The sequence below is a fragment of the Pseudorhizobium xiangyangii genome, assembly GCF_020531965.1.
Lineage (GTDB): Bacteria > Pseudomonadota > Alphaproteobacteria > Rhizobiales > Rhizobiaceae > Neorhizobium > Neorhizobium xiangyangii.
On sequence record NZ_JAJAWH010000015.1, the window covers coordinates 82,535 to 94,953 of the forward strand.

14 protein-coding genes and 1 pseudogene are annotated in these 12,419 nt (G+C 57.4%); 11 read left to right on the forward strand and 4 right to left on the reverse strand.

Annotated features, from left to right (window positions below; all coding sequences use genetic code 11):
• Positions 1-6 precede the first annotated feature (6 nt).
• From LH464_RS14980 to LH464_RS15015, 8 genes are all read left to right on the forward strand, one after another.
• The gene (locus LH464_RS14980; protein WP_255648399.1) at positions 7-288 is read left to right on the forward strand and encodes a Zn-ribbon domain-containing OB-fold protein; all 282 of its coding nucleotides are present in this window, start codon (positions 7-9) and stop codon (positions 286-288) included.
• On the forward strand, positions 285-1,034 hold the full coding sequence (locus LH464_RS14985) for an electron transfer flavoprotein subunit beta/FixA family protein (protein WP_226787204.1): 750 nt from the start codon (positions 285-287) through the stop codon (positions 1,032-1,034). The genes LH464_RS14980 and LH464_RS14985 overlap by 4 nt, the downstream gene beginning before the upstream one ends.
• Before the next feature lie 25 nt (positions 1,035-1,059).
• On the forward strand, positions 1,060-2,001 hold the full coding sequence (locus LH464_RS14990; protein ID WP_226787205.1) for an electron transfer flavoprotein subunit alpha/FixB family protein: 942 nt from the start codon (positions 1,060-1,062) through the stop codon (positions 1,999-2,001).
• A 61-nt stretch (positions 2,002-2,062) separates the two neighbouring features.
• Positions 2,063-3,019 carry a Bug family tripartite tricarboxylate transporter substrate binding protein gene (locus LH464_RS14995; protein WP_226787206.1) on the forward strand — a complete coding sequence of 319 codons (957 nt, stop codon included), beginning with the start codon at positions 2,063-2,065 and terminating at the stop codon, positions 3,017-3,019.
• Between the two features lie 86 nt (positions 3,020-3,105).
• Complete coding sequence (locus LH464_RS15000; protein ID WP_226787207.1) at positions 3,106-3,567, forward strand: tripartite tricarboxylate transporter TctB family protein; 462 nt, start codon at positions 3,106-3,108, stop codon at positions 3,565-3,567.
• Between the two features lie 4 nt (positions 3,568-3,571).
• On the forward strand, positions 3,572-5,047 hold the full coding sequence (locus tag LH464_RS15005) for a tripartite tricarboxylate transporter permease (protein WP_226787208.1): 1,476 nt from the start codon (positions 3,572-3,574) through the stop codon (positions 5,045-5,047).
• Positions 5,048-5,988: 941 nt separating this feature from the next.
• Positions 5,989-6,225, forward strand: a complete 237-nt coding sequence (locus LH464_RS15010) for a DUF6894 family protein (protein ID WP_226787209.1) — start codon at positions 5,989-5,991, stop codon at positions 6,223-6,225.
• A gap of 390 nt (positions 6,226-6,615) precedes the next feature.
• On the forward strand, positions 6,616-6,810 hold the full coding sequence (locus LH464_RS15015; RefSeq protein ID WP_226787210.1) for a hypothetical protein: 195 nt from the start codon (positions 6,616-6,618) through the stop codon (positions 6,808-6,810).
• A gap of 205 nt (positions 6,811-7,015) precedes the next feature.
• Here LH464_RS15015 and LH464_RS15020 read toward each other — a convergent pair whose 3' ends face one another.
• Positions 7,016-7,825, reverse strand: coding sequence for a cyclase family protein (locus tag LH464_RS15020; RefSeq protein ID WP_226787251.1), 810 nt, complete (start codon positions 7,823-7,825; stop codon positions 7,016-7,018).
• Positions 7,826-8,055: 230 nt separating this feature from the next.
• Positions 8,056-8,253 carry a hypothetical protein gene (locus tag LH464_RS15025; protein ID WP_226787211.1) on the reverse strand — a complete coding sequence of 66 codons (198 nt, stop codon included), beginning with the start codon at positions 8,251-8,253 and terminating at the stop codon, positions 8,056-8,058.
• Between the two features lie 155 nt (positions 8,254-8,408).
• Here LH464_RS15025 and LH464_RS15030 point away from each other — a divergent pair, with 155 nt between their 5' ends.
• From LH464_RS15030 to LH464_RS15040, 3 genes are read left to right on the forward strand one after another with little or no spacing between them, the layout of a single operon-like run.
• Complete coding sequence (locus LH464_RS15030) at positions 8,409-9,107, forward strand: nutrient deprivation-induced protein (RefSeq protein WP_226787212.1); 699 nt, start codon at positions 8,409-8,411, stop codon at positions 9,105-9,107.
• Positions 9,100-9,516 carry a phage holin family protein gene (locus tag LH464_RS15035; RefSeq protein ID WP_226787213.1) on the forward strand — a complete coding sequence of 139 codons (417 nt, stop codon included), beginning with the start codon at positions 9,100-9,102 and terminating at the stop codon, positions 9,514-9,516. The genes LH464_RS15030 and LH464_RS15035 overlap by 8 nt, the downstream gene beginning before the upstream one ends.
• Complete coding sequence (locus LH464_RS15040; RefSeq protein ID WP_226787214.1) at positions 9,516-10,490, forward strand: DUF3618 domain-containing protein; 975 nt, start codon at positions 9,516-9,518, stop codon at positions 10,488-10,490. Before LH464_RS15035 ends, LH464_RS15040 begins: the two co-directional genes overlap by 1 nt.
• A gap of 405 nt (positions 10,491-10,895) precedes the next feature.
• Here the strand turns inward: LH464_RS15040 and LH464_RS15045 are convergent, their stop codons facing one another.
• Together LH464_RS15045 and LH464_RS15050 are read right to left on the reverse strand one after the other, a co-directional pair.
• The gene (locus tag LH464_RS15045; RefSeq protein ID WP_226787215.1) at positions 10,896-11,195 is read right to left on the reverse strand and encodes a DUF982 domain-containing protein; all 300 of its coding nucleotides are present in this window, start codon (positions 11,193-11,195) and stop codon (positions 10,896-10,898) included.
• A gap of 256 nt (positions 11,196-11,451) precedes the next feature.
• Positions 11,452-11,714 (reverse strand): annotated as a pseudogene (locus tag LH464_RS15050) (hypothetical protein).
• Positions 11,715-12,419: the final 705 nt, after the last annotated feature.

Sequence of the window (12,419 nt, forward strand, 5' to 3'; positions counted from 1 at the left end):
AATTGTTTGTCGATCCACTGGGAGCGCGTCCCGGCAGCGGGTACTGCCAAGGTCGTGTCCTGGGTGGTCTATCACACCGCCTATGCCGACCATCTGGCGGCCCGCATACCGTACAACGTAGCTGTGGTGGAACTCGATGAGGGGCCAAGGATGCTGACATCGATAGTTGGTTGCCGCTCTGACGCGCTTCTTGTCGATGCCAGGATCCAACTGAAGATTACCGCGGAGGACGGGATCCCGCTTCCATACTTTGTGCTGTCCGAGGTGAATGAGGAGGTCGTCGAATGAAGATCCTGGTGCCTGTCAAGCGCGTGGTCGATTACAACGTGAAGATCCGCGTGAAGCCGGATGGTTCCGGCGTCGAGCTGGCCAACGTCAAGATGTCGATGAACCCGTTCGACGAGATCTCCGTGGAAGAGGCTCTGCGACTGAAGGAAGCCGGCAAGGCGGAAGAGGTGGTCGTGGTGTCGATCGGCCCTGCAAAGGCGGAAGAGACGCTGCGCACCGCGCTGGCCATGGGTGCCGATCGTGCGATCCTCGTCGAGACCGAAGAGGCGCTCGAGCCGCTCACTGTGGCCAAGATCCTCAAGGGTGTCGCTGAAGCCGAAGCCCCGGGCCTGGTGATCCTCGGCAAGCAGGCAATCGACGACGACAGCAACCAGACCGGCCAGATGCTTGCCGCACTCCTGAAGTGGGGCCAGGCGACGTTCGCTTCCAAGGTCGAGATCGGCGCCGGCTCTGCCAAGGTCACGCGCGAAGTCGATGGCGGATTGCAGACCGTCGAGGTCAAGCTGCCGGCGATCGTCACCACCGACCTTCGCCTCAACGAGCCGCGCTACGCATCGCTGCCCAACATCATGAAGGCGAAGAAGAAGCCGCTCGACAAGACGTCGCCGGCCGATTTCGGCGTCGATACCGCGCCGCGCCTCAAGGTGCTGAAGACCGAGGAGCCGGGCGGCCGCAAGGCCGGCATCAAGGTCAAGACCGTTGCCGAGCTGGTCGAGAAGCTCAAGACCGAAGCCGGCGTGCTTTAAGTCGGAAGAACAGGGAGATTACGATATGGCCATTCTTCTTCTGGCAGAACACGACAACACCACCGTTTCCGATCAGACCGCCAAGGCGCTGACTGCGGCCAAGGCAATTGCCAAGGGGGGCGGCGACGATATCCACGTGCTGGTCGCCGGTTCGGGCGCCAAGGGTGCCGCCGATGCCGCCGCCAGGCTCGAGGGCGTCTCCAAGGTCTTGGCTGCCGATAGCACAGAGCTTGCCAACAACCTCGCCGAGCCGCTCGCCGACCTGATCGTTTCGATCGCCGGCAGCTACGACACGATCATCGCGGCGGCCACGGCATCGGCCAAGAATGTCATGCCGCGCGTGGCGGCCTTGCTCGACGTCGCGCAGGTCTCGGAAATCATCGAGGTTCTGAGCCCTGATACGTTCAAGCGTCCGATCTATGCCGGCAATGCCATCCAGACGGTGCAGTCGACCGATGCGAAGAAGGTCATCACCGTGCGCACCGCCGCGTTTGCTGCGGCAGGCGACGGTGGTTCGGCTTCGGTCGAGGCTGTTTCGGCACCGGCAGGTTCCGGCCTGTCCAGCTTTGTTTCCGATGCGATCGCTTCGTCCGAGCGTCCGGAACTGACGTCGGCCAAGATCATCATCTCCGGTGGCCGTGCGCTGGGCTCGGCGGAGAAGTTCAACGCGGTGATCCTGCCGGTGGCCGACAAGCTGGGTGCCGCCGTCGGTGCGTCGCGCGCTGCGGTTGACGCTGGCTATGCGCCGAACGACTGGCAGGTCGGCCAGACCGGCAAGGTCGTCGCGCCTGCGCTCTATATCGCAGTCGGCATTTCCGGCGCCATCCAGCATCTCGCCGGCATGAAGGATTCCAAGGTCATCGTCGCGATCAACAAGGACGAGGAAGCGCCGATCTTCCAGGTCGCAGACTACGGCCTCGTCGGCGACCTCTTCGAGATACTGCCGGAGCTCGAGAAGATAGCCTGACGCTCAACCAATCACGTGCTGCCAGGGCAGCCCGTAAATCGTGAATTCAATGGAGGAGACCATGAACATGATCAAAACAGCAATCGCCGCATTTGCAGCACTAGCGTGCATTTCCGCGACAGCGGCCGCAGAGGACTTCCCGACCAAGCCGGTGACTATGGTAATCCCGTTCGTTCCAGGAGGCTCGACCGATCCGGTGGGACGTTTTCTGGCGAATGCGCTGCAGGAAAAATGGGGACAGCCCGTGGTGGTCTCCAATAAGCCGGGAGCCGGTTCCACCATCGGCAACGCAGAAGTGGCAAAGGCAAAAGGAGATGGGTACACAATCCTCTTCACAACTGCCGCCTTTACGACAGCGGCAGCGACGTTCAAGTCGCTCAACTACGACTCGAAAACGGATCTGATCCCCGTCGCCATCACCTCTTCCTCTCCTTATGTTGTCGTGGGCAGCTCCAAGCTCCAGGCGAACACCTCGGATGATCTGAAAGAATTGGCAAGCAGCCGGGAGCTTTTTCTTGCCACGGCAGGATTAGGCAGCTCTGCACATTTTGCGGGTGAACTCTTCCTGAAAGCACTGGGCGCTAAATCCAAGGCCATCCATTATAAAGGATCATCGGAAGCCATGCTTGATATGGTTGCGGGGCGCTCCGACATCTACGTCGGATCTGTCAGCGCAGCAGTCGAAAACATCAAGGCCGGGCAGGTCAGGGGTCTTGCAATCCTTGGCGCAACGCGTTCCGAAGCGCTGGCCGACGTTCCTACGACGCAAGAACTGGGGCTCGACGCATCGGCGTTCCAGTGGTTCGGTGTGTTTGTCCCCAAAGGCACCCCCATGGAGATCGTGGAAAAGATCAATGCCGATGTGAACGAAGCCATGTCCACTGTGGCCGGGCAGGAGATCGCTCATAAGTTCGGAGCCACGGTGAAAGCAATGAACGTCGCTGAATTCGGTACATTCGTTCACAAAGAAATCGACACATGGACCGCGCTGGCGAATGAACTGGGCATCGCTCAGTAATCGCTGACATTTGAGTTCGACTGGGACACCTGTCGTGGTCGAACCGCCGATGTAAGCGGCCCGCCAAAGAAAACAGGAGGAGACGAATGTATATTAGGGACATTCGCGAGGTGCTGTCCTCGCTCGTCTGTGTGCTGACAGGCATCAGTATCATCGTAATGTCGCTTGGCTATGAGCTCGGCACGGCCTTCAACATGGGCCCGGGATACTTTCCGTTGCTGCTCGGGATTGTCCTGCTTGTGACAGGGATATTCATTGCAGCTGGTGCCGTATCCTGGAGGGTGGGTACAGCAAAAACGACCACGTCTTTTGATCGCCGGAGCCTCTGGGCGTTGGTGGTTGTTGCGGCAACGTTCGTGGGCTTTGCGGCCTTGCTGGAGACTTGCGGCCTGGCCCTGACATGCTTTGTCGTCCTGTCTGCTGCGGGAATGACGTCTCGTCTTCTGCGGCCGCTTGAAGCCTTCCTCACCGCCTTCGTCCTATCCTCAATCAGCGTGATCTTGTTCGTGTACGTACTCGACCTCCAGATCCGCGCCTGGCCGTGGTGATCCTATGCTAGAGAATATACTGCTCGGCTTTTCGGCCGCGGGAACCATTCCCAATCTTGGCTACGCTTTGATGGGCGCTCTTCTCGGCACGCTTATCGGCATCCTTCCTGGTCTCGGGCCACTGGCAACCATCTCACTTCTCTTGCCGTTTACCTACGGTTTGGATCCTCTGTCTGCATTGATCATGTTGGCCGGCATCTACTACGGGTCGGCCTACGGCGGATCGACCACTGCGATTTTGATGAGCCTCCCTGGGGAAACCGCCTCGGCGGTGACAGTCATCGACGGCTACCAGATGTCCCGCAGAGGGCGTGCGGGTGTTGCTATCACTACTGCCGCGGTTGGCTCCTTTGTTGCTGGCTGCATCGGAACACTTGTAATTGCAGCATTTGCCACACCGCTGACCAAGATTGCGATTGATTTCGGGCCTGCTGAGTATTTCTCGCTGATGGTCCTTGGCCTGCTAGGTGCTGTCACCATGAGCAGTGGCTCGATCGCAAAGGCGATCGCCATGGTTGTGCTGGGCTTGGCACTGGGACTACTGGGAACTGACGTAAACAGCGGGACACAGCGTTTCACGTTTGGAGTCCAGGAACTGTGGGACGGTGTGGATTTCATTGTACTTGCGGTTGGGCTCTTCGCCTTCGGTGAGATAGTCTCCACGCTGTCCAGCCGGGAACCGCCGCTCACACAGCACGCGTCGTTGTCGAGGATGCTTCCAAATATGGAGGACATTCGGCGAATGGCGCCTGCGATACTAAGAGGAACGGGACTGGGGTCGATCCTGGGCGTGTTGCCGGGGGCGGGGATGTCCATGTCCTCCTTCATGAGCTACAGCATCGAGAAGCGTTTTTCCGGTCATGGGCAGGAGTTTGGCCAGGGCGCAATCGAGGGCGTCGCAGGGCCAGAAGCTGCCAATAATGCGGCAGCCCAAACCGCCTTCATCCCGACCTTGACGCTTGGTATCCCGGGCAGCCCAACTATGGCGCTGATCTTGGGTGCGCTGGTAATGCACGACATCCAGCCTGGGCCCAACGTCATTTCGACAAACCCGACACTGTTTTGGGGGTTGATAGCTTCGATGTGGATCGGCAACTTGATGTTGGTCCTACTTAACCTGCCGCTGGTGGGGGTCTGGGTTAAACTTCTATCCGTGCCATACAAATTTATCTTCCCCGGAATTCTGATGTTTAGTTGCATTGGTGTCTACTCAACGAACTTCAGCGTATTTGATCTCTATCTAACTGCAATATTCGGGACCATCGGCGTAGTGCTGAGATATCTGCGCTTCGAGCCGGCACCATTGGTTCTGGGTTTCGTACTGGGTCCCATAATGGAAGAGAACTTCCGACGGGCGATGCTGTTTTCCGGAGGCGACTATAGGGTCTTCGTATCGACGGGATTGTCGGCCGGATTACTTGCAACGGCTGTTGTCCTGGCGGTATGGATGGCGTGGAATAGCTTTCGAGCCACTCGTTGAGCGAACCACGCTAGGTTCCAGGGGGGTGGCGGAGCGGGACGGCCCCTTCGATCGATGATCTCGTCCACCACGAATAACACCTGTCCAGTGTTGTGGGTGTGCCTCGATATCATGCTTTGGTTGAGCCGAAACGCGCTCCCACTCGGGCTAAGCGACAGGGCAGCTATATAATCATGAGTTATAGAGGTGGGATCTATAACTCATGCAGTGGAGTGGAACTGGCAGCCCGCGGATTGGCCATGCGACGCTATAGCCGTGGTCTCTTCAAAATTTCTCCTCCGCTCCGATGGGGAGCACGACGTGAGGTCACACGGGCTGTCGAACATCGGAGGCACAATGGTCTGAACAACCTCCGCTTTCTCCCCCGAAAAGGGATGCGCTCTATGATCTATCCTAGGCCCGTCACGGACCTTAACGGACCAGAGTGAGCCAAACGAAAATTGCAGTCCCGACATAGCAGCGCATCGCGCTATCGACGATCCCGTCTCTTGAAACTGAAGCGGGTTGCGTTCAATGAGTATATGCGAGATTTAGCACTGGCTGCCATCTGGTCGGCGCCTATCTACGCGGTTGCCCGACCGCATAGGGAACGGCCGGGAGTCCCGTTACTTCCCTCCCCCTAGCAAGGGCGGGGCTCCCAGCTCCGATCCGGCGGAAGATCCCGAATTAACCGCAATATTCAATCCTTCTTGCATAAGCCCGTCGGTAACGTATCGTCGCTAGTGGGAGGGCTGGGGAGGCCTCCCGGTGGTTGCGTTCCCCAGGGAGCAGAGGCGGCGCCGTGGCGCTGCCTCCCATCGCTAAGTGGGCGTAACAGAATAAGAAGCTCCGTGCGGCCAGACGAACACCTTGTCGTCGTCCATGGGCCGGTGCGGACCGCCTTTCTGCTATTGGAGACTAGCCTAAGGGAACATCAGGACGCCACGCGGTGTTTATGCGAAATGCCAAAGTATTTTTTTCATATAAAGACCCCTGAGATAACCGACAACGACCAGATTGGAGCGGATTGTGCCTCTGATGAGGAAGCTCTGGCAGAGGCGCGGCAGGCAGCCAAAGAAATTGTGGCGGAGTGGGTGCTTGAAGAACATGGCATCGACGGCGAGGCATTTGTGATAGTTAGAGAAGATGGCGATGTTGTAGGGACGCTGCTCTTCAAAGATGTTCTGCGGCTCTACTAGCTACTCCCAGAAGTGGGAGGGCGTTGACTGAACTTGTCCTTGATGGGAAGAGTCTTTCCGCGCAGGCGATCTTTCAAGGCAATTTGCCAAACGATAAGGCTTCGGCGTCGACAGGAAGTTTTTGCGGGGAGGATTTGCCCCAATACTGAGGTACTGGTCGTTCCTATTCTTAGAAGTGCGACGAGCCAAGTATCCACCGTGCGCAGCACGTCGGCGAACTGCCAGTCAGTGCCCATGTATGGGGCATCCTCCTCCCACGCCACCATAGCCATATTTTGCAGGGGTATATTGCTGAGAAACGGGATGGGTGTCTTCGTACGACCGCGGTTGAATATGAGCCATCCTGCAGATATGTGTTTCTTTATTGATTCCCTTAAGCTGGTATGCGTCATGACACCTGGGTCCCGTAGAAAAGTCTTCGATACGATGCTGGCTCGCGTTGAAGCGCAGGGATTCCAGTTCGAAAGTGACGCTGACTTTCGCGCCCTGGTGGAGGAGTGGATCGAAGGCACGCTTGAGATCGGTGAACTGCGTGAGGTCTACGCCCAGTTGCTAAGATCTCGACACCGTGGCCTGCATCGGTAGGAAACCTCCAAATCTCGTGGCTCGGTGATACGAAAAACTGCAGGTTTGAGTTTGTCTTGGTGGGTTTGGGAGCGCGGTCACGAAGAAAGCTGAGGTCACCCTCGTCAGAGATTGTCCGTGTATTCGGTACCACGGCGTTCGCGATCACGTTTAAGGCAGCGGCCGCCGCACCCTAATTCCGCCATAAGTGGAAAAAATACCGCTATCAGACAAGCGCCAAAATACGAGCCGGGCCACCTGTTCCACCGCGATGTGTTGGTGCACCGACCACGATCGTTGCGCCTTTTACCGGCAGGGCTTCGAGGTTGTTCAACCCTTCGATGCCGTAGCGTCCAGCCGGCAGCCAAGAATTGTGCACGGCGAAATCGGCAGAATTGCCCGGATCGAGCGAAAGTGTATCGACGCCGATGGCGACGGTGTCGCGTTCCAGCAACAAGTCGGTCGCTGATTTTCCGAAGCCGGGGAAGGCGAATTTTCCGGCCTCGTCATTGCGGAAGGCCGGGCCTTGTACTTTCGTTCCCCAGCCGGAGCGGAGAGCCACAATAGCACCGGCCGGAATGTCGCCATTTGCACTGATCCAGCGCTCGATATCAACCGCTTCAACAGTCGAATTTGCCTCCTCCCTGGCGCGATCTGTTATGTCGATGATGACCAGTGGTGCGACAAGCTTTTGCGGCTCCAGCTGGTCGACGCTCGCTCCATCGGCGCTGAAGTGAAGTGGCGCGTCAATATGCGTGCCGGTATGCTCGAAGATAGTGAGCTTATGGAGTTGATAGCCGTCCTTTGCGATTTCCGCCGCCCATTCGAGTTCGATGCCCGGCTTGCCATCGAATGTCGGAAACTTTGAATCATATATGTGGGTGAGATCGACGACCCGTCTGGCCGTCTGCGCGAGCACCGGGTTAGGCAGGCTGCCCGCTGCCATCGCCGCGCCTGTTAGTACCGCGCCTTTAAACAGCAGGCGCCGCGACAGCATGTTTCGCTTCACGTCTTCAATCACGCATTGATTGCACATCCCGGCCGTCCCTCCGATAATGAATACCTTATGAACACGGTACTCCAAAATCCGGATAGAACAAGTTTTCGGCCGCTGTCGCAGTCCGATGACCGTCCGTATACTGCTCAGCGGGATCGGATGCTGAAATATCCATCTTAGCTAGATGTCTGCGTTACCATTCAAAGTCCTTCTGACGATTTTTGGAGCGCTGCGGATGAAACGGATGCACCTTCCCACCCTCTGCCCATTTACCTTGATCGGCGCTGGCGCGCGGCGAGATCAGCGAGTTGGATCATAATACGTTTGGCGTGCTCGACGATATCGGCCTCATCGCTGCCAACATCATCGGCGACCTTGATCGATACGGATTCCCCGTCATCTCCGAGGAAGTCAACAATCCAGCTGCCTGCGCCTTCGTGGACAACACGTGTGCGTACGAGGTTCATCCAGTTCCCCCTTGTTTTTCTAAAAGAACCGGCTTTCACCGGATCTGTTCCGAAACCGATCTGCCCTGAGGTTGTTGCGAGACGGTATTGGTTTTTTGGCCGAACTACTCTCTCATCCGCTTTGGTTGTTGATACGGGGCGCCAGGGAACATTCCATGAATGCGTTAGTTAGACATGCCTCTGAGCCAGTCAATCTAACAATTCGGGAGAGACCAATGGACGATCGAAATAAGGACGCTCCTTCCGTCGGCCAATCGTCCTTTGCGGATAGGTCCCAAACCGGACCCTCGTCGCTTGGGCAGCATAAGGCCCCGAAGGAAAATGAAAAAGCCACGGCGACGGCGACCGACCTCAAGGACAAAGTCGTCGCCGACGTTCGCTCCGCGACGAATTTTGCAAAGCAGGAAGTTGCAGGCTTGTCTGACAAGGCAAAGGACGCTGCGGACGATCAAAAGAATTTCCTGACCGAAAAAATCCGCGGCGTCGCCCAAGCGATCGAGAAGGTGGCCGCGGAGCTGGAGCAGGGCGATAACCGCGACATTGGACGGATCACCCGAACAGTGGGCTCGAGCATGCGGAAGTTTTCCACCGATATCCAGGATCGCAGCCTTAGTGAGATTGCTGGCATGGCGGAGGATTTTGGGCGTAAGCAACCGCTGGCATTTCTTGGCATCGCTGCAATCGCCGGACTTGCAGCAAGCCGCTTCTTGACCGCGTCAGCCCCACACCAAGACAGAGGTGTCAACAAACCCCCGATGGCGGAAATGACTTCCGCTACCAATATGCATGTAGGCTCCAACCGCTCAATTGCGCCCCACCCCACATCCAACACGGAGGGCCGGTTCAATGGTTAGTCCGCTCGAAAACCGTTCGCTGCCAGAACTCGTCACAGGGTTGGTTGGCGACATCTCTGGACTTTTTCGTAAAGAGCTCAATCTCGCGAAAGCCGAGGCCTCGGAAAAGATGTCACATGCGCTCGTTGGCGTAGAAGCGTTCGCCGCGGGGATTGTTTTGGCAATCTGTGCAGTGGGCGTGCTTCTTGCTGCCTTGGTGAAGGGACTTGCTGCATTTCTTATAACTCAAGGGATGACTGAGCCAAGCGCGGGAGCCTTGTCGTCCGTCGTCGTCGGCGTTGCGGTGGCCCTTTTTGCCTGGGGATTGATTTCCCGTGGTCTCACGGCTCTTAAAGGCGAAAATCTCAAGCTCGACCGCACTTCAGCCTCGTTGCAGCGTGATGCGCAGGTTATAAAGGATAGAACGTGATGGCCTATACTAGCGATAACCCGAGATCCGCGGAAATCGAACGCGAGATTTCTGACGATCGACGTCGCATCGAAGAGCGTCTGGACGCCATCCAGCAACGCATGTCTCCCGGAGAGTTAGTGGACGAGGTGTTGGCCTATGCCAAATCCACGGGCGGCGGCGAGTACGCGTCCAACCTGGGAGCGGCGGTTAGGAACAATCCTATCCCGATGGCGCTAATGGGCGTCAGCGTCGCATGGATGATGGCCGGGTCGAAGGCTCGGACATCGTCAGCCCTGGAGAAGACAGAGGAGGAGTATCCACTTGCTCAAATTAAAGGGGGGCTTCGGCGCACCGGACCGGTACAGATCGATGGCGGCCGCCGCTATACTCATTTCAGTGACGGCGAGGGCGGCCGCTTCAAGGCGCTGACGGACGAGACGGGCCGCCGCGCCGGGCATTTCATCGACGAAAGCGGAAAGACGTTCCGCGGATTTGCTGACGCTTCTGGAAAGCAGATTCACGATATCCGAGATGAAGCAGGCAAATTGTTTGACGATGCGTCGGGCTGGGTTTCCAAAACATGGCGAGATATGACCCGCTCTGCCGGAAATGCTGGAATGCAGGTCACCAGCGCCGGCCGTAGTGCGATCGATGTTGGCTCCCAGTTGAACAATACGATCCTTAAGCATTTCAAGGATCAGCCTCTGGTGGGTGGTGCACTCGCTTTTGCCGTCGGCGCCGCCATAGGAGCGGCCCTGCCGCATACCCAAGTGGAAGATGAAGCGCTCGGAGAAGCGTCTGACGATTTAAAGTCGAAGGTCTCAAACGAGGTCTTGAAAAGCGTCGATAAGGCCGAAGGTGTTGCATTTGACATATACGGGAAAGCTACGACGGTTGCTGCGGATGTGCTCAACACTGCCCGTGACCGCGTTGTCGAAGAAGCGAGTGCGCTCAAGGACGAAAGCGGCACTAACCTTGGTCGACGCTCGTAAGTCACGTGGGCAGATGCCGACACCAGGATCGGCATACTGGTTCTGACCTCTGCGTCATTATGGCTTTCAAAAGCACCCGATCGAATGTCGTTCGAACGATAATGCTCGAGCGAGACCAGCTGTTCGTTGCGCAGGTGGGACCGCGGGGCTGGCCTCACAGATGAGCAGATCGACTTGATACGGGCAGAGCGCTGGCGCTTAAGGCCTAAACGGAATGTGGGGTTATTCTGTTGGGATAGAGGGACGATGGAGTGGTCGCACCTTTGCGCAGACGGGAAGGGCGTCATTAGATCCGATGCGCAAAAGTGTTCCTGGGGACGGGAAAAAGCCGGCCCGAAGGCCGGTCAATTTGGAGGGAAACTTCTCGCCGACGGCAGCGCCCCGGTGGCGGGGATGATCCGTAGGCTACGCCACCGCTGATGCTGGCTTTTGAGTGGAAAAGCTTATGGACCCAGTCATAACCATGGGCATGCCGGCCTCGAGACAGGCTGCGATGAAGGCTTCACGAGCAACCTCCGTGGGCGTCATGAAGTTGAGGGCTGCGCGGCATTTCCGAAGTGCGCGCTCATATCGCTGCCCTCGTCTAAGAGGCCATTCATGTTCCAGAAAATCTAGTGCGTCAGGGACGGTTAGAAAAATGCGCTCCAGACCGCTTTGCAGGCGGACTTTGACTGGGGCTCTCCAAGGCAAATCCTGATTGTTCATGGCTACCTCCTTCCTGACAATCAGACAAAAGAGACAGCCAACAATATTAGAATTCACGGTGGACGTGTCAAGAAGTGCGAACTCGAGGGAGAAGCGCCGGCGCGCGTTTCCCGCTTTGTGCGAGGGATGGACTGATCAAACCGGCTGAATTTTCGACGGGTGCTACGCTATTTAGCCCCACACAACCCAGTAGGGTTGTGCGACATGGACCTATGATATGCCGCGACCGCCCGTCAGCAGGGTTGGGCCGTCACCTCTAATGTGTCGCGCGAGAGTGAATGTGGTCGCGGGTCAGATTGCTCCAAAGGAAAGACGTCAGCAGTGTTGTGACAATATTTGTCGCCTTTTCCTTCACCAGAGTTTCGGTCCATTCATTCGTTCCTCTCAGCCTTAGGTCGCTGTAGATGCTGTCTACCGCACCCTCCTCGATGCGCCTGATATGTGTCTTGAAGGCGACTTCTCGACTTCTCCTTGGGATTGATAGAGGTCGTGGACGACCATGCGGAGCATCTCCTGCATCGTGATCTGCCATGCCGTCGTGCTTGCCTGAAGTTTGAAATGAAGATCACGCCAATTTTGCTAGCCTGGTGAGTACAGACATCCGCAGATTTTCGTCGGGGCGGGGTTGGTATGCTTCCCAACAAGCAATGACAGGCACTAGGGCCGGTTCGTACTGCCGGCTGGCTGATTTGTCTGGGATTGGCCACCGGTTCCACCATCCGCATGTGGCGTCTGATTGGTCGGAGCAGAGGCGGAGACGTCGCTGCTTGGGTGGGCCGGCGTCGCAGGAGAATTACCTTGAGTGGGTGGAGTCGCGGTCTGCTCGGCAGGAGCGTCACTCGACTCGCCCCAAATTTCAGCACCGACCCAAGCAATAACTGCCAAGGCCAAGCCACCAACCAGGACCAATAGCACGGGACCACCGCGGCGGCCCTGCCTGGCATCGGTGGCCGTCTCCACTACCTTGCGATCACTCATCATTTTTCTCCAAAAGACTGCGCCAATAACCCCAATGAGTCAGGATAGTTCCGACGGGGGCGGTGTTGTTCTGTTGGGGCCGTAATATCGACAATATGGGCGGCGCGTCGCTGGAAGGCTGATGCCGCTCGGTGCAATGGCCCCGGCCCTGCCGACTTGGCGGTAAGGCCGGACGTGGCTTGGAGCGGTCGCGCCAGAGGCGTTCAGTTGGGCACGGGGTCAGTCCGGTGGATCGCGGCTGATGCT

What these genes read in the sequence shown, in the direction of transcription:
- LH464_RS14985 (WP_226787204.1), top strand. Translation starts at nt 285, where the DNA reads ATGAAGATCCTGGTGCCTGTCAAGCGCGTGGTCGATTACAACGTGAAG.
- LH464_RS14990 (WP_226787205.1), top strand. Translation starts at nt 1,060, where the DNA reads ATGGCCATTCTTCTTCTGGCAGAACACGACAACACCACCGTTTCCGAT.
- LH464_RS14995 (WP_226787206.1), top strand. Translation starts at nt 2,063, where the DNA reads ATGAACATGATCAAAACAGCAATCGCCGCATTTGCAGCACTAGCGTGC.
- LH464_RS15000 (WP_226787207.1), top strand. Translation starts at nt 3,106, where the DNA reads ATGTATATTAGGGACATTCGCGAGGTGCTGTCCTCGCTCGTCTGTGTG.
- LH464_RS15005 (WP_226787208.1), top strand. Translation starts at nt 3,572, where the DNA reads ATGCTAGAGAATATACTGCTCGGCTTTTCGGCCGCGGGAACCATTCCC.
- LH464_RS15010 (WP_226787209.1), top strand. Translation starts at nt 5,989, where the DNA reads ATGCCAAAGTATTTTTTTCATATAAAGACCCCTGAGATAACCGACAAC.
- LH464_RS15015 (WP_226787210.1), top strand. Translation starts at nt 6,616, where the DNA reads ATGACACCTGGGTCCCGTAGAAAAGTCTTCGATACGATGCTGGCTCGC.
- LH464_RS15020 (WP_226787251.1), bottom strand. Translation starts at nt 7,825, where the DNA reads ATGTGCAATCAATGCGTGATTGAAGACGTGAAGCGAAACATGCTGTCG.
- LH464_RS15025 (WP_226787211.1), bottom strand. Translation starts at nt 8,253, where the DNA reads ATGAACCTCGTACGCACACGTGTTGTCCACGAAGGCGCAGGCAGCTGG.
- LH464_RS15030 (WP_226787212.1), top strand. Translation starts at nt 8,409, where the DNA reads ATGAATGCGTTAGTTAGACATGCCTCTGAGCCAGTCAATCTAACAATT.
- LH464_RS15035 (WP_226787213.1), top strand. Translation starts at nt 9,100, where the DNA reads ATGGTTAGTCCGCTCGAAAACCGTTCGCTGCCAGAACTCGTCACAGGG.
- LH464_RS15040 (WP_226787214.1), top strand. Translation starts at nt 9,516, where the DNA reads ATGGCCTATACTAGCGATAACCCGAGATCCGCGGAAATCGAACGCGAG.
- LH464_RS15045 (WP_226787215.1), bottom strand. Translation starts at nt 11,195, where the DNA reads ATGAACAATCAGGATTTGCCTTGGAGAGCCCCAGTCAAAGTCCGCCTG.